Origin of the sequence: Aquabacterium sp. J223 (assembly GCF_024666615.1) — a bacterium.
Lineage (GTDB): Bacteria > Pseudomonadota > Gammaproteobacteria > Burkholderiales > Burkholderiaceae_C > J223.
The window spans coordinates 927,586-947,921 of sequence record NZ_CP088297.1 but is presented as its reverse complement, the minus strand read 5'-3'; the positions used below and the strand labels follow the sequence as shown (position 1 = coordinate 947,921).

Sequence of the window (20,336 nt, the reverse complement as noted above, 5' to 3'; positions counted from 1 at the left end):
GCCGGCGCTGACCTTTCCCGGTGCGGGGCACCGCGTCGAGCGTCCCCTCCATCGCCTTGCCACGAGAGTCCACCGTGCTGTTCAACACCGTGCTGTTCACCGGCAATGCGAATCCGGCGCTGGCGCAGGAGATCGCCACCCACCTGGGTGTCGAACTGGGCCGGGCGCAGGTGGGCCGCTTCTCCGACGGCGAGGTGACGGTAGAGATCCAGCAGAACGTGCGGGCACGCGACGTCTTCGTCGTCCAGCCCACCTGCTGCCCGACCAACGAGAACCTGATGGAACTGCTCATCATGGTCGATGCGTTGAAGCGCGCCAGCGCCCGACGCATCACCGCGGTGATGCCGTACTTCGGCTACGCCCGCCAGGACCGCCGTCCGCGCTCGACGCGGGTGCCGATCAGCGCCAAGGTGGTGGCCAACCTGCTGGAGACCGTGGGCGTCGAGCGCGTGCTGACGATGGACCTGCACGCCGACCAGATCCAGGGCTTTTTCGACATCCCGGTGGACAACATCTACGCGTCCCCGGTGCTGCTGTCCGACCTCAAGAGCAAGGCCTACCCCGACCTGGTGGTGGTGAGCCCCGACGTCGGCGGCGTGGTGCGCGCCCGCGCGCTGGCCAAGCAGCTGGGCTGCGACCTGGCCATCATCGACAAGCGCCGGCCCAAGGCCAACGTCTCCGAGGTGATGCACGTCATTGGCGAGATCGAAGGCCGCAACTGCGTGGTCATGGACGACATGATCGACACCGCCGGCACGCTGGTGAAGGCGGCGGAGGTGCTGAAGGAACGCGGCGCCAAGCGCGTCTTCGCGTACTGCACCCATCCGGTGTTTTCCGGTCCGGCGATCGAGCGCATCAAGGCCTCGCAGCTCGACGAGGTGGTCATCACCAACACCATCCCGTTGAACGATGCCGGCCAGGCCTGCCCGAACATCCGCCAGCTGTCGGTGGCCTTCCTGTTCGCGGAGACCATCCGCCGCATCTCCGATGGCGAATCGGTGACGTCGCTGTTCGCGGAGCAGAACAGCAACTTCTGATGAGACAGCGGGCCCCGCGTTGCGAGGCCCTTTTCGGTGGGCGGGCCGTTGGCCCGCTTCTAACTAGGGCGCCTGGTCGCGGGCGCCCCAACATGGAGTTGAACCATGAAGTTCGTCGCTTTCGAGCGCACTCAGCAGGGGACCGGAGCGAGCCGCCGCCTGCGCCATGCGGGCAAGGTGCCCGGCATCGTCTATGGCGCCGGCGAGCCGCGCATGATCGAGCTCGACCACAACGCGCTGTTCCACGCGCTGAAGAAGGAGGCCTTCCACGCCTCCATCCTCGAGATGGAACTGGCCGGCGCGACCGAGAAGGTCCTGTTGCGCGACTTCCAGATGCACCCCTGGAAGCCCATCGTGCAGCACATCGACTTCCAGCGCGTGGACGCCACCACCCGCATCACCAAGAAGATCCCGCTGCACTTCACCAACGAGGAGAACTCCCCCGCGGTGAAGACCGACAAGTGCCTCGTCAACCACGTCGCCACCGAGCTGGAGATCCAGTGCCTGGCCTCGCAGCTGCCCGAGTTCCTCACCATCGACCTCGGTGAACTGCAGAAGGGCAGTTCGCTGCACGTCAACGACCTCAAGCTGCCCGCCGGCGTGAAGGTGGTGACGCACGGCAAGCCGAACCCGGTGATCGTGTCGGTCACCGAGCCGGTGGTCGAAGAGGAAGTGGCGCCCGCCGCCGCGGCGCCGGCGGCCGCCCCGGCGAAGAAGGCCAAGGGCAAGAAGTAAGCCCCGCCTCCGGTCTCCCTCCTGCAGGGGGGACCCTCCCGCCCCAAAGCCCCACCTCGGTGGGGCTTTGTCTTGTGGGCCGTCGCTGAATAATCCCCATCATGATTCGACTGCTGGTCGGCCTGGGCAACCCGGGCCCCGAATACGACGACACCCGCCACAACGCCGGCTTCTGGTGGGTCGATGCGGTGGCGCGCCGCCTCGACGCCCGGCTGGTTCCCGACCGCAGCTACCACGGCCTGGTGGCGAGGGTGAACCGGCCGGCCGGGCCGGTCTGGCTGCTGCAGCCGCAGACCTACATGAACCTGTCCGGCAAGTCGGTGGCGGCGCTGGCGCGCTTCTTCAAGATCGCCCCGCACGAGGTGCTGGTGGCCCACGACGAACTGGACCTGCTGCCCGGCCAGATGAAGCTCAAGCAGGGTGGGGGGCCACGCCGGACACAACGGGCTGAAGGACATCCACGCCCAGCTGGGCAGCGCCGACTTCTGGCGGCTGCGCCTCGGCATCGGCCACCCCGGTGTCAAGGCCGAGGTGATCCACTACGTGCTGCGCAAGCCGCCGCTGTCCGAGCGCGAGCTGATCGACGGCTGCATCGACCGCTCGTTGTCCTCGCTCGACGGCCTGCTGGCCGGCGAGATGGAACGCGTGGCCATGCAGCTCAACGCGCGCCCGGCGGCGCCGAAGCCACCGAAGCCGCCACGGCCCGCCCCCCGGCCCCCGTGCCGGTGGGCACCGACGCCGAGCCACCGCCGCCCACGCCCACGCCCTGACCGATCACCTTGCTCCGCAGGAGGCCGTCATGTTCCGTCTGCCCCTCTTCCTTGCGACAGCGGTCCTCGCCCTGGCCGGCGGCCCGGCGCTGGCCACGACGGTCTACCGCTGCGGCCCCGAAGGCCGCATCTACCAGCAGACGCCCTGCGCCGGCGGCGTCGGCGTGGATGCCGCCGACGCGCGCAGCGTGCAGCAACGGCAGGCGGCGGCCGAGACCCACCAGCGACTGGCGGCGACGGCGGACGCGCTGGCACGGGAGCGGCAGCAGCGGGAACGGCTGCAGTCCCGGCAGCTGGCGCTCGCCGCCTCCGCCGAGGCGCCCGGCATCCCCGCCCGCCTGCCGTTCGCGCAGGCACCCGCGGTCCGGCCGGGACCGGTGCTGCCCTGGCGGGCGCCGGGCGTTGGCCCCCGGGTGATCCGACCGCTGGACGGCGTTGCGCCGATGTCGGCCCCTTACCGGGCGACGCTGCCGGGGCAGGCGCCGGCCGCCGGGCGCTGAACGGCGCCTCAGCCGACTTCGGTCGTGCCGGTCGTCGCGTTGCTGGCGGCCACGCCGGACTGCAGCCGACGGTACTTCGCCCAGAGCACCGGCTGCGGCTCCACCCGCTGCGGGTTCAGCGGGATGCACTCCACCGGGCACACCTGCACGCACTGCGGCTCGTCGAAGTGGCCGACGCATTCGGTGCAGCGGTCGGGGTCGATGAGGTAGTGCTCCTCCCCCATGGCGATGGCCTGGTTGGGGCACTCGGGCTCACAGACGTCGCAGTTGATGCACTCGTCGGTGATCATCAAAGCCATGGTGGGCGGGTCCGGTCGGCGTGGAAGGGAAGAAGCGCGAAGCGGTCCGACTCAGGCGCGGCCGACTCGTTCCTTCAGCCGCTGCAACACGGTGGGCGCGACGAACTTGGAGACGTCGCCGCCCAGCGTGGCGATCTCGCGCACGAAGGTGCCGGAGACGAACTGGTACTGGTCGCTGGGCGTGAGGAACAGCGTCTCCACGTCGGGCATGAGCTGGCGGTTCATGCCCGCCATCTGGAACTCGTACTCGAAGTCGCTCACCGCCCGCAGGCCGCGCACCACCACGCTGGCGCCCTGCCCGACCACGAAGTCGCGCAGCAGCCCCTCGAAGGGGGTGACGTCGACGTTGCCATAGGGCCGGGCCAGCTCGCGCACGATGTCCAGCCGCTCGTCGAGGTTGAACATGGTGCGCTTGTGGTGGCCGGCGGCCACCGCGACGATGACCCGTTCGAACAGCCGGGCAGCGCGCCGCATGAGGTCGACGTGGCCGAGGGTGAAGGGGTCGAAGGTGCCGGGGTAGACGGCGGTGATGCGCACGGCGGTGGTCACGTTGGCGGCTCCGGCGGTCATGCGGCGAAGGCAGTTTAGCCCTCGCGTTGCAGCAGGTGGAAATGCACCGCCCCGGCGCGGCCGTCGCGGTGCAGGCGCCAGCCGGTCGCGCCGGGCGCCACGGTCGGCAGCGGCTCGGGCGCTTCGAGGTAGGCCCAGCCGCCCGGCGGCAGCAGCCGCGCGGCGGCGTCGAGCGCCGGAGCGAACAGCCCGGCGTCGAACGGCGGGTCGAGGAAGACCAGGTCGAAGCGGTGGGCGGGCTGGGCGGCCATCCACTTCAGGGCGTCGGCGCATTCGATGCGCACCGGCGGCCCGGCCTGCAGCCGCTCGCGCACCTGGCGCAGGCTGGCGGCGAGCGCCGCATCGCGCTCCAGCAGCACCACCTCCACCGCCCCGCGGGAGGCGGCCTCGAAGCCCAGCGCCCCGCTGCCGGCAAAGGCGTCCAGGCAGCGCCAGCCGGTGAGGTCCTGGCCCAGCCAGTTGAACAGCGTCTCGCGCACCCGGTCCGGGGTGGGCCGCAGGCCCGGCCGGTCGGCCACCGGCAGCTTGCGGCGCTTCCATCGCCCGCCGATCAGCCGCACCTCGCGCGGCACGGTGCGGCCGGCGGCCGGTGTCACTGGCGCACCGGCACGCCGCGTTCGGCCAGCAGCGCCTTGGCCTGGCCGACGGTGAACTCGCCGTAGTGGAAGATGCTCGCCGCCAGCACGGCATCGGCACCGCCGACCTGGATGCCCTCGGCCAGATGCTCCAGCGCGCCGACGCCACCGGAGGCGATCACCGGCACCGGCACCGCGTCGCTGACCGCGCGGGTGAGCTCGAGGTCGAAGCCGACCTTGGTGCCGTCGCGGTCCATGCTGGTGAGCAGGATCTCGCCGGCGCCGTGCTCGGCCATCTGCCGGGCCCAGGCCACCGCGTCCAGCCCGACGTTCTTGCGCCCGCCATGGGTGTAGACGTCCCAGCCCGGGCCACGGGCCGTGAGGTCGTCGGCCTGCCGGCGCTTGGCGTCGATGGCCACCACGATGCATTGCGCGCCGTAGCGGTCGGAGGCGTCGCGGATGACCTGCGGGTTGGCCACCGCCGCCGAGTTGAAGCTGACCTTGTCGGCACCGGCGTTGAGCAGCCGGCGCACGTCGTCCACCGTGCGCACGCCGCCGCCCACGGTGAGCGGGATGAACACCTGCGAGGCCACCGCCTCGATGATGTGCAGGATCAGGTCGCGGCCGTCGCTGGTGGCGGTGATGTCGAGGAAGGTCAGCTCGTCGGCGCCCTGCTCGTTGTAGCGGGCGGCGATCTCCACCGGGTCGCCGGCGTCGCGCAGTTCGACGAAGTTGACGCCCTTGACCACGCGGCCGCCGGTCACGTCGAGGCAGGGAATGATGCGTTTGGCCAGCACGGCGGGGCTTTCACCGGGCGCACCGGCCCGAAGGGAGAGGAGGCGGAGGACGCGTCGCGCGTGGCGTCAGGCGACGTCGCTCAGTTCGTCCGCGCGGGCCTGGGCCTCGGCGAAGTCGAGCGCACCGGTGTAGATGGAGCGGCCGCAGATGACGCCGGTCACGCCCTCGCCCTCCACCGCGCACAGGCGTTCGATGTCGGCCAGGTCGGACAGGCCGCCGGAGGCGATCACCGGGATGGTCAGCGCCTGCGCCAGCTTGACCGTCGCCTCGATGTTGATGCCCGAGAGCATGCCGTCGCGGCCGATGTCGGTGTAGATCACGCCCTCGACGCCGTAGTCCTCGAACTTCTTCGCCAGGTCGACCACCTCGTGGCCGGTGAGCTTGCTCCAGCCGTCGGTGGCCACCTTGCCGTCCTTGGCGTCGAGCCCGACGATGATGTGGCCGCCGAAGGCGGAGCAGGCGTCCTTGAGAAAGCCCGGGCTCTTCACCGCGGCGGTGCCGATGATGACGTAGCTCAGGCCGTCGTCGAGGTAGCGTTCGATGGTGTCCAGGTCGCGGATGCCGCCGCCCAGCTGCACCGGGATCTCGTCGCCCACCGCCTTGATGATGGCCTTGATGGCCGGCTCGTTGACCGGCTTGCCGGCGAAGGCGCCGTTCAGGTCCACCAGGTGCAGCCGGCGGGCACCGGCTTCGACCCAGCGCCGTGCCATGGCGGCGGGGTCCTCACCGAAGGTGGTGCTGTCGTTCATGTCGCCCTGTTTGAGGCGCACGCACTTGCCGTCTTTCAAATCGATCGCCGGGATCAGCAGCATGGCGGGGGTCGTTGGGACAGGGGCGCCGAGAAGGCGAGAAACTGTGCTCAGGGCTTCCAGAAAAGGAAGTTGCGATACAGGGCCAAACCGTGCGCCGCGCTTTTCTCGGGATGGAACTGGGTCGCAAAAATGTTATCCCGGGCCACCGCACTGGTAAAGCGCGCCCCGTAGTCGGTTTCCCCCGCGCTGTGACAGGTGTCCGCCGGGACCGCGTGATAACTGTGGACGAAGTAGAAATAGGCACCGTCGGGCACGCCGGCCCACATGGGGTGCGGGCCACCGCCATGGTCGCGCTGGAACACCCGGTTCCAGCCCATCTGCGGCACCTTGTAGCGGCTGCCATCCGGCTGGAGCTGTCCCTCGAGGCGGAAGCGTGCCACCACGCCGGGGATCAGGCCCAGGCCCGGCGTGTCCTGCTCCTCGCTGTGGTCGAGCAGCATCTGCATGCCGACGCACACACCCATCAGCGGCTTGCCGGCGGCGGCTTCCAGCACCGCCTCCTTCACGCCGGATTCGGCCAGACGCGCCATGCAGTCGCGCATCGCGCCCTGGCCGGGCAGCACCACACGTTCGGCGGCGCGCACCTCGTCGGGCCGGTCGGTGACGACCACCTTCGCGCCGGTGCCGGCCGCCGCATGCAGCACCGCCTGCGACACCGAGCGCAGGTTGCCCATGCCGTAGTCGACCACCGCCACGAAGCCCATGGCTACAGGCTGCCCTTGGTCGAGGGCACCACGTTGGCGGCGCGCGGGTCGATGGCCAGGGCCATGCGCAGCGCACGGGCGAAGGCCTTGAACACCGTTTCGCACTGGTGGTGCGCGTTCACGCCCTTGAGGTTGTCGATGTGCAGCGTCACCAGCGCGTGGTTGGCGAAGCCCTGGAAGAACTCGAAGGCCAGCTGCGTGTCGAAGCCGCCGATCATGCCGGCGGTGAAGGGCACGTCCATGTGCAGGCCGGGCCGGCCGCTGAAGTCGATCACCACCCGCGACAGCGCCTCGTCCAGCGGCACGTAGGCATGGCCGTAGCGCACCAGGCCCTTCTTGTCGCCGACGGCCTTGGCCACCGCCTGGCCCAGCGTGATGCCCACGTCCTCCACCGTGTGGTGTCCGTCGATGTGCAGGTCGCCTTCGACCTGGATGTCGAGATCGACCAGCCCGTGGCGCGCGATCTGGTCGAGCATGTGGTCGAAGAAGCCGATGCCGGTGTGCAACGTGGCCGCGCCGGTGCCGTCGAGGTTGACGGTGACGCTGATGCGCGTCTCTTGGGTGTTGCGGGAAACCTGGGCGGTGCGCATGGCGGATCTGTACCGGAGGGCGGGGGTCAGGAATCGGTGGGCGCGCCGAGCACCCGGTCCAGCGCGGCCAGCAGGGCGTCGGTCTGCTCGTCGGTGCCCACGGTGATGCGCAGGAAGGGAGCGATGCGCTGCGGGCGCGCGAAGTGTCTCACCAGCACCCGCTGTTCACGCAGGGCCGCGGCCAGCGCCGCCCCATCGTGCCCGGGAAAGCGGGCGAAGACGAAGTTCGCCGACGAAGGCAAGACCTCGGCGCCCCGCCGCGCCAGCGCGGCCGTCATGCGCTCGCGGGTGGCGATGACCCTGCGGCGGGTGGCGTCGAACCAGGCCTGGTCCTCGATCGCCGCCACACCCCCGGCGATCGCCAGCCGGTCGAGCGGGTAGGAGTTGAAGCTGTCCTTGACCCGCGTCAGCGCCTCGATGAGTGCCGCGTCGCCCAGCGCATAACCGACCCGCAGGCCGGCCAGCGCGCGCGACTTCGACAGCGTGCACACCACCAGCAGTTGCGGGAAGCGGTCGACCAGCGTGGCCGCCGACTCGGCGCCGAAATCGACGTACGCCTCGTCGATCACCACCACCGAGTCGCGGTTGCCCTCCAGCAGCCGCGTCACCTCGGACAGCGGCAGCGCCACGCCGGTGGGCGCGTTGGGGTTGGGCAGCACGATGCCGGCGTTGCGACCGGCCGCGAGGTAGTCGTCGACGCGCACCGAGAAGTCGCCGGCAAGCGGGATCTCGCGCGTGTCGATTCCGTACAGCCGGGCGTACACGGGGTAGAAGCTGTACGAGATGTCCGGGTACAGCAGGGGTGCGGCGTGGCGCAGCAGCGCCATGAAGGCATGCGCCAGCACCTCGTCCGAGCCGTTGCCGACGAACACCTGCGCCGGCTGCAGGCCGTGGTGGCGGGCGATGGCCTGCTTCAGCGCCAGCGCCTGCGGATCGGGGTACAGCCGCAGCGCTTCGGTGGCCTGCGCGGCGATGGCCTTCAGCACCAAGGGGCCGGGGCCGTAGGGGCATTCGTTGGTGTTGAGCTTGACCAGGCCCTCGATGCGCGGCTGCTCGCCCGGCACGTAGGGCGTCAGGGTGTGGACCACCTCGCTCCAGTAGCGGCTCATCGCAGGGCCTCCGGCTGGTCCAGCAACTCGGGGCCATGGCCGAACGGGCTGACGACCTGCACGGAGCCGTAGTCCTGGCCGTCGGCCATGTCCTCGCTCAACACGTAGCGGCAGCCCATGTGCTGGGCGGCGGCGATGACCAGGCTGTCCCAGAAGTGCAGGCCGAACCGGCTTTCCACCGCCCATGCCGATTCGAGCGTGGCCGCGTCGATCTGCCAGGGCTGCCAGGCGGCGAAGCGGCGCACCTTGGCGCGCGCCTCCCCGGCCGGCAGGGCCGGTCGGATCTTGCGCGTGGCGTTGACGTAGAACTCGCTCAAGGTCTGGCTGGACAGCCGGCCGCACTGGCGCTGCCACAGCGTGTCCAGCCACTTGAGGGCGGCCTGCTGCTTGACCGGGTCGCGCCCGTCCTCGCTGTAGAGCAGCACGTTGGCATCGACGAAGACGGACGCGGCGCTCACAGGGGCCCCCCGGTTTCGGCGCGACGGTGCGCAAACGCTCACTGCCCACTCCGTTCGTAGGTCTGCTCCCGGCTGGGGTAGGGGGTGCCGTCGCTGACCCAGGTGCGGGTGTCGGACTTCCAGGCCTCGTAGGCGCGCAGGTAGGCGTCGTCGCGTCGCCGCATCTCGGAGATGAAGCCACCGACCAGGCGAGAGACGCTGGTGCCCTGGCGGGCCGCCTGGATGCGCGCCCACTCCAGGTCGGGGTCGTCGACGGTGATGGTGAGGTTTTTCATGTCGTCTCCAAGGACACAATCTTCGTGTTGCACGAATTTCGTGTCAACCTTTGAGGCGAAGTTCCGCCGCCCGGGCGTGGGCCTGCAGGCCCTCGCCGTGGGCCAGTTCGGCCGCGATTGGCCCCAGCACCTGCGCGCCCGCCTCGCTGACGCCGATGAGGCTGCTGCGCTTCTGGAAGTCATAGACCCCCAGTGGCGAGGAGAACCGCGCGGTGCCCGACGTGGGCAGCACGTGGTTCGGTCCCGCGCAGTAGTCGCCCAGGCTTTCGCTGGTGTAGGCGCCGAGGAAGATGGCGCCGGCGTGGCGCAACAGTGGCTCCCAGCGCTCGGGTTGGGATGCGCTCACTTCGAGGTGCTCGGGCGCGATGCGGTTGCTGATCTCGCAGGCCTCGTCCATGTCGCGCGTGAGGATCAGCGCCCCGCGGCCTTCGAGCGATGCGCGGATGACGTCGCGCCGCGGCATGTCGGGCAGCAGGCGGTCGATGGCCCGCTGCACCGCGTCCAGGTAGGCGGCGTCGGGGCAGAGCAGGATGCTCTGCGCCAGTTCGTCGTGCTCGGCCTGGCTGAACAGGTCCATCGCCACCCAGTCGGCCGGTGTGCTGCCGTCGGCCAGCACCAGGATCTCGCTCGGGCCGGCGATCATGTCGATGCCCACCTGACCGAAGACCCGTCGCTTGGCGCTGGCGACGTACGCGTTGCCCGGTCCCGTGATCTTGTCCACCGCGGGAATGGTGGCGGTGCCGTAGGCCAGTGCGCCGACGGCCTGCGCGCCGCCGACGGTGAAGGCGCGGTGCACGCCGGCCACCGCGGCGGCGGCCAGCACCAGGGGGTTGCGCTCGCCTCGGGGGGTGGGCACCACCATCACGATGTCGGGCACCCCGGCCACGTGCGCCGGGATGGCGTTCATCAGCACCGACGACGGGTAGGCCGCCTTGCCGCCCGGCACGTAGATCCCCACCCGGTCCAGCGGCGTCACCTTCTGGCCGAGCAGCGTGCCGTCCTCGTCGCGGTACTGCCAGCTGCGGCCGCAGGCCTCGAGCTGCCGCTCGTGGTAGCGGCGCACCCGGTCGGCGGCCGCCTGCAGCGCGCGGCGCTGGGCGGGCGTGACGAGGTCGAGCGCCGCATGCAGTTCGGCCTGCGGGATCTCCAGCGCGGCCACCGACGCGGCCTGCACGCCGTCGAAGCGCGCGGTGTACGCCAGCACCGCCGCGTCGCCGCGGGTGCGCACGTCGGCCAGGATGTCGGCCACCCGCTGCTCGATCGCGGCGTCGTCTTCGGCCGACCAGTGCTTCAGCGCCTGCAGGTCGGCGTCGAAGCCGGCGTCCGCGGTGGACAGGCGGCGGACCTTCACGCCGTTCACGACGGCGCCCCTTCGCGCCTGGCGATGGTGGCCGCGAAGGCGTCGATCAACCGCCGGATCGGCTCGCGCTTCAGCTTCAGCGAGGCCGGGTTGACCACCAGCCGCGAGGAGATGTCCATCACCTTCTCCACCTCCACCAGGTGGTTGGCCTTCAAGGTGCTGCCGGTGGACACCAGGTCGACGATGGCGTCGGCCAGGCCGGTCAGCGGTGCCAGCTCCATCGAGCCGTAGAGCTTGATCAGGTCGACGTGCACGCCCTTGTCGGCGAAGTGCTGCCGCGCCGTGTGGGTGTATTTCGTCGCCACCCGCAGGCGCGAGCCCTGGCGCACCGCCCGCGCGTAGTCGAAGTCGGCGCGCACCGCCACGCTCATGCGGCAGCGGGCGATCTGCAGGTCCAGCGGCTGCACCAGCGCGATGGCGTCCGACGCCGCGGCGTGTTCCAGCAGCACGTCGCGCCCGGCCACACCCAGGTCGGCCCCGCCCTGCTGCACGTAGGTGGGCACGTCGGTGGCGCGCACCAGCACCACCCGCAGGTCGGGCCGGTTGGTCGGCAGGATGAGCTTGCGCGAGGTCTCGACGTCCTCGCCCACCTCGATGCCGGCGGCCGCCAGCAGCGGCAGCGTCTCGTCGAAGATGCGGCCCTTCGAGAGCGCGAGGGTCAGTTGTGGGCTCATTGGATGCGCTCGATGTCCGCGCCCAGCCGGCGCAGCTTGGCTTCCATGCGGTCGTAGCCGCGGTCCAGGTGGTAGATGCGGTCGACCACGGTCTCGCCCTCGGCCACCAGGCCGGCGATGACCAGGCTGGCGGAGGCCCGCAGGTCGGTGGCCATCACCGTCGCGCCGGACAGCTGTGGGATGCCGTGCACCACCGCCGTGTGGCCGTCGATCTCGATGCGGGCGCCCAGGCGGATCAGCTCGTTGACGTGCATGAAGCGGTTCTCGAAGATGGTTTCGTCGATGCGCGCCGTGCCGTCGGCGATGCAGTCGACCGCCATGAACTGCGCCTGCATGTCGGTGGGAAAGCCGGGGTACTCGCGGGTTCGCAGGCTCACCGCACGCGGCCGGCCGTCGGCGCGCACGCGCAGGCCCCCCGTCCACCGCCTCCACCTGCACGCCGGCCTCGACCAGCTTGTCGATCACCGCGCCCAGGTGCGCGGCGTTGGCGCCCAGCAGCCGCACGTCGCCGCCGGCCGCGGCGACCGCGCAGGCGAAGGTGCCGGTCTCGATGCGGTCCGGGATGATGCGGTGCGGTCGTTGCGGCGGGTGCAGCGCGTCCACGCCCTGCACATGGATGCGGCCGCTGCCGTGGCCCTCGATGCGCGCGCCCATGGCGATCAGCAGCTCCGCCAGGTCGGTCACCTCCGGCTCCTGGGCGGCGTTCTCCAGCACGGTCTCGCCGTCGGCCAGCACGGCGGCCATCAGCAGGTTCTCGGTGCCGGTGACGGTGACCATGTCGGTGGTGATGCGCGCGCCCTTCAGGCCCCGCGGCGCCTCGGCGACGATGTAGCCATGCTCCACGGCGATGGTCGCGCCCATCGCCTGCAGTCCCTTGATGTGCTGGTCCACCGGCCGCGAGCCGATGGCGCAGCCGCCGGGCAGCGACACCCGGGCGCGGCCATGGCGCGCGACCAGCGGGCCCAGCACCAGGATGGAGGCACGCATGGTCTTGACCAGGTCGTAGGGCGCCTCCGGCCGGTCCAGCGCCGCAGCGTCCAGCACCACCCGGTCGCCGTCGCCCTCGCGTTCGGCCTTGACGCCCATGTTGCGCAGCAGCTTCAGCGTGGTGGCCACGTCCTGCAGGCGCGGCACGTTGTCCAGCACCACCGGTGCGCCGACCAGCAGCGCCGCGCAGAGCTCGGGCAGGGCGGCGTTCTTGGCGCCGGAGATCGGCACCTCGCCTTGGAGGCGGCGGCCGCCTCGGATGAGCAGTTTGTCCATCGGTGCTGGTCGGTGGCGCCGAAACCGCAGGCCGGGAACCGTCAGGCGCTGGCAGCGCCGTGGCCGGTCACCCGCCGCGCGAGGCCGGCAGGTGATCGGGTCAGTGGGGGTGGTGGCTGGGGGCGACGGCCTCGGCCGACCATTCGGCGGGGGTCAGCGTCTTCATCGACAGCGCATGGATCTGCTCGCGCATGCGGTCGCCGAGCGCCGCGTAGACGCGCTGGTGGCGACGCACACGCGACAGCCCGTCGAACTCGGCCGAGACGATGGTGGCGAAGAAGTGCCGGCCGTCGCCCTCCACCGCCAGGTGCGTGCAGGCCAGGCCCTGCGCGATGAAGCGCTGCACGTCGTCGGCGGTGGGGTCGGCCATGGGCCCGATTCTAGTGGCGCGGGCGGCCGCGGCCCGGGGCGAGGGGCATGCGGGGCCGTCCGCCGCGGGGCGTCACCCGCCCTCGCTGCGCCGGCGGTGGACGTCGTGGGTGACGAAGGGCTGGTGCTCGGGCGGCAACTGCAGCCAGTCCTGGTGGGCCAGGGTGCGCCTCACGTCCTCCAGCCCGCTGTCCCAGTGGTTGCGCATGGTCAGGGCGCCGAACTCGTAGTCCTTGGCCAGGCCGTCCCACTCCTTGTCCTGGTAGATCAGGTGCAGCACCGCCACGCGGGCCACCTGCAGGCGGCGCTGCAGTTCCCGGCAGGTGGCGTCGTGCTCGCGGCGTTCGGGCGGGATCAGCTCGATCAGCCGCTTCAGCAGTTCGCGCTCCTCGTGCTCGGTGCGCAGCCGGTCGGTGATCTGCCGGGTGCGGCTGGAGTACTGGATGTCCTTCGCCCGCTCCTGCGCGTCCAGCAGGTGGCGCGGCATCGCGCCCTTGGCGCTCCACAGGTCGACCTGGAAGACCAGCGTGTCGCGCCGCGGCTCGTCGTCCAGCACCAGCGACAGCGGGGTGTTGGACAGCAGCCCGCCGTCCCAGAACCAGCGCAGCCCGATGCGCACCGGCGGGAAGCCCGGCGGCAACGCGCCGGAGGCCAGGATGTGCTCCGGCCCCAGCCGCTGGCGGGCGCTGTCGAAGACCTCCAGGTTGCCGCTCTCGACGTCCACCGCCAGCACCGACACCCGGGTCGGCCCGCGGTTGAGCAGGTCGAAGTCGACCAGCCGCTCCAGCGTGGCCTTCAGCGGCGCGGTGTCGTACAGGCTCACCTGCGACGGGTCGTCCGACGGCCACCAGGCCACCGGCCCGCGCGGGGTGAAGAAGCCGCGCTGGCCCTCGGTGACCGCCCGCCACGCGTGCAGCCCGTTGAACCACAGCCGGGCGATGCCCCCAGCGGCTCGACCGCGGCCTCCAGCGTCGACGAGGTGGGCTGGCCGTAGGCCGGGCGGCAGATCGTCTCCCAGAACTCGCGCAGCCGGGCCAGCCGGCGCTCGGGCGGGTTGCCGGCGATCAGCGCCGCGTTGATGGCGCCGATCGACACGCCGGCGACCCAGTCGAGGTGCAGGCCGGCCTCCAGCAGTCCCTGCGCGACGCCGCCCTGGTAGGCCCCCAGCGCGCCCCCGCCCTGCAGCACCAGCGCCACACGCTGGAACGGCAGGCCGTCCTGACGGTTCATGACAGCCCCCCGTCCGTCGGGTGCGCCGGCCGATCCCCCATGGGGATGCGGGCCGGCTTGGGAGCGGCCCGGCGCTCGGCCCGTGACGCCCTCATGCCCGCAGCTTGTACCCGCGCCGCAGCAGCGACAGCGCGAGCGACGCCACCAGCAGGAAGCTGCCGCCGACGATGGCCAGGCTGAGCCAGGGGGAGACGTCGCTGGCGCCGAAGAAGCCGCGTCGGAAGCCGTCGATCATGTAGAAGAAGGGGTTGAGGTGGCTCAGGCCCTGCCAGAACGCGGGCAGCGAGTGCACCGAGTAGAAGACGCCGGCCAAGAAGGTCATCGGCATGATGATGAAGTTCTGGAAGGCGGCCATCTGGTCGAACTTCTCCGCCCACAGCCCAGCCACCAGCCCGAGCGATCCCAGCATGGCGGCGCCGAGCACCGCGAAGGTCAGCGTCCACCACGGCTCGGCGAAGGGTGGCGGGCCGAACCACAGCGTGACCGCCAGCACGCCCAGGCCGACCATCAACCCGCGCACCACCGCCGCGCCGACGTAGGCGGCGTACCAGGCCCAGTGCGACAGCGGGCTGACCAGCAGGAACACCAGGTTGCCGGTGATCTTGCTCTGGATCAGCGACGACGAGCTGTTGGCGAAGGCGTTCTGCAGCACGCTCATCATCACCAGCCCCGGGATCAGGAAGGCGGTGTAGCTGACGCCGGGGAACACCTCCACCCGGTCCTCCAGCACATGGCCGAAGATGAGCAGGTAGAGCACTGCGGTGAGCACCGGCGCGGCCACCGTCTGGAAGCTGACCTTCCAGAAGCGCAGCACCTCCTTGCGGAACAGCGTCGAGACGCCGGCAAAGGGACCCGACACCCGGTCGAGCGCGTCCGCCGCTTCGGTCTTCACGCTCATGGGCGCCCCCCATCGCTTCGCTGCGTCCCGCCAAGGGCGACGCAGCGCTCCTCTTGGAGCGGCCGTGCGGGAGCGCTCATACCGCCATCTCCATCGGCGGCGTCGGCTGCGGCGCCACGGCGGGCGGCGTGCCGCCCTGCATGATCTGCAGGAACACGTCCTCCAGGTCGGCGCGGCCGATCTCCAGGTCCTCGACGCGCACCTCGTGTTCGCGCAGCAGGCGCAGCACCGCCTCCACCTCGGACGCGTCGTGCGCCGTGATCTGCACGATGCGCCCGGTGACGCGGGCCTGCGCCTGCAGGGCGACGGGCAGCGGCTGGTCGGTCTTGAAGGTCAGCATGGTGCTGGCGGTGCCGGCGAGCAGGTTGGCGGTGCGGTCCAGCGCCACGATGCGGCCCCTGCTTGAGCATGGCGATGCGGCTGCACAGCGCCTCCGCTTCTTCCAGGTAGTGCGTGGTCAGCAGCACGGTGTGGCCTTCGCGGTGCAGGCGGGCGATGAACTGCCACAGCGTCTGCCGCAGCTCGACGTCCACGCCGGCGGTGGGCTCGTCGAGCACGATCACCGGTGGCCGGTGCACCAGCGCCTGCGCCACCAGCACCCGCCGCTTCATGCCGCCGGAAAGCTGGCGCATGTTGGCGTTGGCCTTGTCGGCCAGGCCGAGGTGGGTGAGCAGCTCGTCGATCCAGTCGTCGTTGCGCTTGACGCCGAAGTAGCCGCTCTGGATGCGCAGCGTCTCGCGCACGCTGAAGAAGGGGTCGAACACCAGCTCCTGCGGCACGATGCCCAGCCGGCGGCGGGCGCGCGCGTAGTCGGTGCGCACGTCGTGGCCCATGACGCTGACGCGGCCGCTGGTGGCGCGGGTCAGCCCGGCCAGGATCCCGATCAGCGTGGTCTTGCCGGCGCCGTTGGGGCCGAGGAGGCCGAAGAACTCGCCCTCCTCGATGCGCAGGGTGACGTCCTGGAGGGCAATCACCGGCCGGCCGCCGCTGTCGTAGCGCTTGCCGACCTGCTCGAAGGAGACGGTCATAAGCGGTCGATTCTAGGAGGCCGGCCCTGCCCCTGCGCCCGGAAGCGCCTTGTCGACATAGTGCAGGCCCCATGGCGGGGCCCGGGGCGCTCCACTAGTGTCCGGCCGGTGACCCCGAAGCCGCCCCGCCGCACCGCCGAACGCATCCTGCTGGTCACGCTGGACCTGTTCAACCGCTTCGGCGAGCCGAACGTCTCCACCACGCTGATCTCGGCGGAGCTGAACATCAGCCCCGGCAACCTGTACTACCACTACCGCTCGAAGGACGAGCTGATCGACGCCCTGGCCGCGCGCTACGAGCAGGCACTGGCCCCGGTGCTGGCGCAGGCGCCGGCGGTGGAGGACGAGGCCGGCGCCCGGCGCTTCGTCGCCGCGCTGCTGCAGCAGGTGTGGGCGCACCGCTTCCTCTACCGCGACCTGAACGACCTGCTCGGCCGCAGCCGCGGGCTGGAGCAGCGGGTGCAGGCGCTGGTGCAGCGCCAGCAGTGCGCGCTGCGCACGCTGCTCGACCGGCTGGCCGACGCCGGCGTGCTGGCCCTGCCCCAGGCCCGCCGCGAGCCGCTGGCGGAGGCGATGCTGGTGCTGCTCAGCCACTGGCTGAGCCATGCGTACGTGCTACAGCCGCGCCAGGCGCTGGAGCCGGCGCATGCGGCCGACACGCTGGAGCGCGGCACCGACCAGGTGATGGGGCTGCTCGAACCCTGGCAGGCGATGCTGCCGGGCGGGCCTGCCACACTGGCGCACCTGTCCCAACCCTCGACCCCACGATGAGCGATCTGCAACGCCGTTTCGAGCAGGCCTTCGCCGAGTCCAAGCAACTGCCCGAGAAGCCGGACAACATGACGCTGCTCAAGCTGTACGCGCTGTACAAGCAGGCCACCCAGGGCGACGCCCAGGGCGAGCGGCCGGGTTTGACCGACTTCGTCGCCCGCGCCAAGTTCGACGCCTGGTCGCAGCTCGGCGGCACCGTCCGCGAGCAGGCGATGCAGGACTACGTCGACCTCATCGAATCGTTGAAATGAGGCCCCCACGCTCACGCTGTTCGCTGCCCCCCGCGGGGGCGCTCAGTGCCTTCGGGCGGCCGGGCGGCACTGAAGTGACGTTCGCCTCGTCCAGCGCCTGCATCGCCTTGTCACGCGCCGGCCGCGGCAGGTCGGCCAGGCGCTTGACCTCGGCGTAGAAGCGCCTGAAGTCGCCGCCCTCGCGGGCGAACAGCCGCTCGAAGCGCGGCACCTGGTCGTCGTAGGCGCCCAGCACCGCCAGGGAGGCGTTGTTGGCGCGCTCGAACCAGGCGTCGTAGCCGGCGAAGCCGCGCCATTCCCCAGCCTTCAGCGCCTGGTGCTGCGCCCGCAGCCGCGCGAAGACCGCGGCCTTGGCGGCGAGCTTGTCCGCCTCCGGCCGATCGCTGTCGTACACCGCCTGCAGCGCCTCGCGGGCCTCGCGGGCCAGCGCGCGGAACTGGCGGCGCCGGCCGTCGTAGCGGGCGTAGTCCTCGCGCGCCGGCTCGCCGGCCCGGCTGCGCAGCCAGCGCTCGCCGCCGAGGCGCTCCACCGTGGTGGCGAAGGACTCGTTGAAGGGCGTGTCGCCGGCCGCGTAGACGACCTGGTGCGCCAGCTCGTGGAACAGCAGCCGCGCCAGTTCGCCCTCGGGCAGGCCGAGGAAGGTGTTGAGCAGCGGGTCGCCGCCGAACCAGTTGGTCCAGCCCAGGGTGGAATAGGCCGGGACCGGATACACCGCCACCTCGAGGCCCTTGGCGCGCAGGCGCTCGGCCTCGGCCTGCGCGTCGGCCAGTGCGTAGTAGCCGCGGTAGCCGACGCAGCCGACCACCGGGAAGCAGTGGTTCTCCAGCTTCAGCGACAGCGGCGGCGCGGCGACCACGTTCCACACCGCGGCCGGCCGCTTCAGGTCGGCGTAGCGCCGGTAGCTGTTGTTGTCGGGCAGGTGCAGCTCGGCGATGGCGTATTCGCGCAGGCGCTGGGTCAACTGCAGCCGCTCGCGCAGGGCCGCCGGGGGTGGCGGGGTCGTCCAGCCAGTCCTGCACCGGCCGGGCGGCCTGCATCAGCGCCAGGTGGCCCTGCACCGACTGCGCCAGGTAGCCGACGGTGCTGCAGCCCGCGCTGCCGAGCACGGCGGCCGCCGCGGCCGCCCAGACCAGGCGCCTCATGTCGCGGTCCGCACCTCGACCAGGCAGTCGTAGAAGGCCGGCGCGCGGCCCAGGTCGGTCAGCCGCTGGTGCGTCAGCTCGTTGACGTTGCGGCCGTCCAGACCCAGCTTGCGCCACCACACGCCCAGGCCGACCACCAGCCCGGCGCGGGTGCGGTCGGTGACCTGGGCGACGCAGCGCAGGCGTCCGCGGTCGTTGAAGGCCTCGACCGCGTCGCCGTCGGCGATGCCGCGGGCGCGGGCGTCGTCGGGGTGGATCTCCAGCCGCGGCTCGCCCTCGATGCCGCGCAGGCTGGCCACGTTGACGAAGGTGGAGTTGAGGAAGTGCCGCGCCGGCGGCGAGATCATGGCCAGCGGGTAGCGCGCGGCCAGCGCCGGGTCGGACTCGGCGCTTTCATGGTTGGGCAGGTGGGTCGGCACGCCCAGGCCGGGCGCCGTGACCCGCGCCTTGCCCGACGGCGTGGGAAAACCGCCCTCGGCGAACGGCAGCGCGGGCAGCGCCAGCGGCTGCCAGCCCTGCGCGCGCAGCCGCTGGAGGTCCACCGTGCCGGGGCGGAAGGCCTGTTGGGCGAGCTGCTCGTCGGTGTCGGCGAAGCAGGGCTCCTGGAAGCCCAGGCGCGCGGCCAGTTCACGAAAGATCTGGCTGTTCGGCTTGCACTGCCCGGCCGGCGGCACCACCGGCTCGTTCCACACCACGTCGGTGTGGCCGTAGGTGGTGTGCACGTCCAGGTGCTCGGGCTGCATGGTGGCCGGCAGCAGCCAGTCGGCGAAGTCGGCGGTGTCGGTCTGGAACTGCTCCAGCACCACGGTGAACAGGTCCTCGCGGGCCAGGCCGCGCGCCACCTTGGCCGACTCCGGCGCCACCGCCAGCGGGTTGCTGTTGTAGACGACCAGCGCCTCGATGCGCGGGCCGAAGTCGGGCGACGCCTCGCGCAGCAGGTCGTTGCCCAGCGTGCTCATGTTGACCGTGCGCGGCTGGCGGCCGGCCAGCAGGTCGGGCCGCTGCAGCGCGGCGTCGTCGCGCGGGAACCAGCCGCTGCTGGACATCAGCAGGCCGCCCCCGGCGCCCGCCAGGCGCCGGTCAGGCAGGGCAGCAGCGCGACCAGCCGGGTGGCGTTGCCGCCGCCGCGCGCGCGCTGCATGCCGTAGTTCAGGCGGATCGCCGCCGCGCGCGTGGCGCCGTAGTCGTGCGCCAGGTCGCGCACCTGCTCGGGCGCCAGGCCGCAGACCTGCGCGGCGCGCTCGGGCGGCCACTGCAGCGCCTCGGTGCGCAGCGCGTCGAAGCCCTCGACGTGGCGGTCCAGGTAGTCGTGGTCCAGCCGGTCGTGGGCGATCAGCTCGTGCATCAGGCCGAGCGCCAGCGCGCCGTCGGTGCCGGGCTTCAGCGCCAGGTGGCGGTCGCAGTGGGCGGCGGTCTCGCTGCGCCGCGGGTCGATGCAGACCAGCTTGGCGCCCTGGCGCTTCGCCTGCTGCGCCAGCCGCCAGAAGTGCACGCTGGAGGTGATCGGGTTGCTGCCCCAGATCAGGATCAGCCGGGCGTGCACGACGTCGCCCACGTGCATGCCCACCTTGCCGCCGTAGGTGGCCGTCATCCCGGCGCCGCCGGCGCTGGCGCAGATGGTGCGGTCGAGCTTGGACGCGCCCAGCCGGTGGAAGAAGCGTCCAGCCATCGCCTCGCCCTGGATCAGCCCCATGGTGCCGGCGTAGCTGTAGGGCACGATGGCCTGCGCGTCGCGCGCGGCGATCGCCTTGAGCCGGGCGGCGATGTCGTCCAGCGCCTCGTCCCAGGTGGCCGCCTCGAAGCGGCCCTCGCCCTTGCGGCCGATGCGTTTCAACGGCGTGAGCAGCCGGTCCGGGTGGTTCACCCGCTCGGCGTAGCGGCTGACCTTGGTGCACAGCACGCCGGCGGTGTGCGGGTGGTCCGCCGCGCCCTGCACCTTCACCACCCGGTCGCCGTCGGCGGTGACGATGAGCGCGCAGGTGTCGGGGCAGTCGTGCGGACAGGCGCCACGGGCGGTGCGAAGGCTCATGCCGGCGACTATTGCACAGGCCTCCCGCCGCCGCCCACGGCCACCCCCCAACAGCCGCTTTTCCCTCGCCCCGATCGGGCACGGGCCGC

Annotated in this window: 19 protein-coding genes and 6 pseudogenes; 6 read left to right on the top strand and 19 right to left on the bottom strand. The window is 71.5% G+C overall.

From position 1 onward, the window contains the following. Positions 1–74: 74 nt before the first annotated feature. From LRS07_RS04595 to LRS07_RS04580, 4 genes and pseudogenes are all read left to right on the top strand, one after another. Positions 75–1,037, top strand: coding sequence for a ribose-phosphate pyrophosphokinase (locus LRS07_RS04595; protein ID WP_312028354.1), 963 nt, complete (start codon positions 75–77; stop codon positions 1,035–1,037). A 105-nt stretch (positions 1,038–1,142) separates the two neighbouring features. Beyond that, positions 1,143–1,772: a 50S ribosomal protein L25/general stress protein Ctc gene (locus LRS07_RS04590; protein ID WP_260500821.1), complete on the top strand. Its 630-nt coding sequence runs from the start codon at positions 1,143–1,145 to the stop codon at positions 1,770–1,772. A 101-nt stretch (positions 1,773–1,873) separates the two neighbouring features. Next, positions 1,874–2,489: pseudogene (gene pth / locus LRS07_RS04585) on the top strand (aminoacyl-tRNA hydrolase); the annotation flags it as partial. Between the two features lie 82 nt (positions 2,490–2,571). Further along, positions 2,572–3,042 (top strand): hypothetical protein, encoded by a 471-nt coding sequence (locus LRS07_RS04580; protein WP_260500820.1) that lies wholly within the window; start codon positions 2,572–2,574, stop codon positions 3,040–3,042. Between the two features lie 8 nt (positions 3,043–3,050). Here the strand turns inward: LRS07_RS04580 and LRS07_RS04575 are convergent, their stop codons facing one another. The 17 genes and pseudogenes from LRS07_RS04575 to LRS07_RS04490 form a co-directional block, all read right to left on the bottom strand. Beyond that, the gene (locus LRS07_RS04575; RefSeq protein WP_260500819.1) at positions 3,051–3,341 is read right to left on the bottom strand and encodes a YfhL family 4Fe-4S dicluster ferredoxin; all 291 of its coding nucleotides are present in this window, start codon (positions 3,339–3,341) and stop codon (positions 3,051–3,053) included. Between the two features lie 51 nt (positions 3,342–3,392). Beyond that, the gene (gene coaD, locus LRS07_RS04570) at positions 3,393–3,911 is read right to left on the bottom strand and encodes a pantetheine-phosphate adenylyltransferase (RefSeq protein WP_260500818.1); all 519 of its coding nucleotides are present in this window, start codon (positions 3,909–3,911) and stop codon (positions 3,393–3,395) included. 14 nt (positions 3,912–3,925) lie between these two features. Next, positions 3,926–4,507 (bottom strand): 16S rRNA (guanine(966)-N(2))-methyltransferase RsmD, encoded by a 582-nt coding sequence (gene rsmD, locus LRS07_RS04565; RefSeq protein WP_260500817.1) that lies wholly within the window; start codon positions 4,505–4,507, stop codon positions 3,926–3,928. Continuing rightward, positions 4,504–5,283, bottom strand: coding sequence for an imidazole glycerol phosphate synthase subunit HisF (hisF, locus tag LRS07_RS04560; RefSeq protein ID WP_260500816.1), 780 nt, complete (start codon positions 5,281–5,283; stop codon positions 4,504–4,506). Before hisF ends, rsmD begins: the two co-directional genes overlap by 4 nt. Before the next feature lie 66 nt (positions 5,284–5,349). After that, positions 5,350–6,096 (bottom strand): 1-(5-phosphoribosyl)-5-[(5-phosphoribosylamino)methylideneamino]imidazole-4-carboxamide isomerase, encoded by a 747-nt coding sequence (hisA, locus tag LRS07_RS04555; protein WP_260500815.1) that lies wholly within the window; start codon positions 6,094–6,096, stop codon positions 5,350–5,352. A 47-nt stretch (positions 6,097–6,143) separates the two neighbouring features. Beyond that, positions 6,144–6,800: an imidazole glycerol phosphate synthase subunit HisH gene (hisH, locus tag LRS07_RS04550; protein ID WP_260500814.1), complete on the bottom strand. Its 657-nt coding sequence runs from the start codon at positions 6,798–6,800 to the stop codon at positions 6,144–6,146. A gap of 2 nt (positions 6,801–6,802) precedes the next feature. Next, positions 6,803–7,390, bottom strand: coding sequence for an imidazoleglycerol-phosphate dehydratase HisB (hisB, locus tag LRS07_RS04545; protein WP_260500813.1), 588 nt, complete (start codon positions 7,388–7,390; stop codon positions 6,803–6,805). 26 nt (positions 7,391–7,416) lie between these two features. Then, positions 7,417–8,499, bottom strand: a complete 1,083-nt coding sequence (hisC, locus tag LRS07_RS04540) for a histidinol-phosphate transaminase (RefSeq protein WP_260500812.1) — start codon at positions 8,497–8,499, stop codon at positions 7,417–7,419. Continuing rightward, complete coding sequence (locus LRS07_RS04535) at positions 8,496–8,957, bottom strand: PIN domain-containing protein (protein ID WP_260500811.1); 462 nt, start codon at positions 8,955–8,957, stop codon at positions 8,496–8,498. Before LRS07_RS04535 ends, hisC begins: the two co-directional genes overlap by 4 nt. A gap of 38 nt (positions 8,958–8,995) precedes the next feature. After that, a complete protein-coding gene (locus tag LRS07_RS04530; RefSeq protein WP_260500810.1) occupies positions 8,996–9,232 on the bottom strand; it encodes a CopG family transcriptional regulator in 237 nt (78 codons plus the stop codon). A 43-nt stretch (positions 9,233–9,275) separates the two neighbouring features. Then, positions 9,276–10,592, bottom strand: coding sequence for a histidinol dehydrogenase (gene hisD, locus LRS07_RS04525; RefSeq protein WP_260500809.1), 1,317 nt, complete (start codon positions 10,590–10,592; stop codon positions 9,276–9,278). Further along, positions 10,589–11,266: an ATP phosphoribosyltransferase gene (gene hisG / locus LRS07_RS04520; RefSeq protein ID WP_260500807.1), complete on the bottom strand. Its 678-nt coding sequence runs from the start codon at positions 11,264–11,266 to the stop codon at positions 10,589–10,591. Before hisG ends, hisD begins: the two co-directional genes overlap by 4 nt. Continuing rightward, positions 11,263–12,529 (bottom strand): annotated as a pseudogene (murA, locus tag LRS07_RS04515) (UDP-N-acetylglucosamine 1-carboxyvinyltransferase). The gene hisG and the pseudogene murA overlap by 4 nt, the downstream one beginning before the upstream one ends. Before the next feature lie 100 nt (positions 12,530–12,629). Further along, positions 12,630–12,899 (bottom strand): BolA family protein, encoded by a 270-nt coding sequence (locus tag LRS07_RS04510; protein WP_260500806.1) that lies wholly within the window; start codon positions 12,897–12,899, stop codon positions 12,630–12,632. A 72-nt stretch (positions 12,900–12,971) separates the two neighbouring features. Further along, positions 12,972–14,128, bottom strand: a pseudogene (locus tag LRS07_RS22180) (DUF3734 domain-containing protein). A 91-nt stretch (positions 14,129–14,219) separates the two neighbouring features. Continuing rightward, complete coding sequence (locus LRS07_RS04495; RefSeq protein ID WP_260500803.1) at positions 14,220–15,026, bottom strand: ABC transporter permease; 807 nt, start codon at positions 15,024–15,026, stop codon at positions 14,220–14,222. Between the two features lie 76 nt (positions 15,027–15,102). Beyond that, positions 15,103–16,054: pseudogene (locus LRS07_RS04490) on the bottom strand (ABC transporter ATP-binding protein). A 108-nt stretch (positions 16,055–16,162) separates the two neighbouring features. Here LRS07_RS04490 and LRS07_RS04485 point away from each other — a divergent pair. Together LRS07_RS04485 and LRS07_RS04480 are read left to right on the top strand one after the other, a co-directional pair. Continuing rightward, complete coding sequence (locus tag LRS07_RS04485; RefSeq protein ID WP_260500801.1) at positions 16,163–16,825, top strand: TetR/AcrR family transcriptional regulator; 663 nt, start codon at positions 16,163–16,165, stop codon at positions 16,823–16,825. Beyond that, on the top strand, positions 16,822–17,076 hold the full coding sequence (locus tag LRS07_RS04480) for an acyl-CoA-binding protein (RefSeq protein WP_260500800.1): 255 nt from the start codon (positions 16,822–16,824) through the stop codon (positions 17,074–17,076). Before LRS07_RS04485 ends, LRS07_RS04480 begins: the two co-directional genes overlap by 4 nt. On the opposite strand, the pseudogene LRS07_RS04475 reads toward LRS07_RS04480, so the two are convergent. Together LRS07_RS04475 and LRS07_RS04470 are read right to left on the bottom strand one after the other, a co-directional pair. Beyond that, positions 17,057–18,218: pseudogene (locus tag LRS07_RS04475) on the bottom strand (aminopeptidase). The gene LRS07_RS04480 and the pseudogene LRS07_RS04475 sit on opposite strands and share 20 nt — an antisense overlap. Continuing rightward, a pseudogene (locus LRS07_RS04470) lies at positions 18,215–20,247 on the bottom strand (molybdopterin-containing oxidoreductase family protein). Before LRS07_RS04470 ends, LRS07_RS04475 begins: the two co-directional pseudogenes overlap by 4 nt. Between the last annotated feature and the right edge of the window lie 89 nt (positions 20,248–20,336).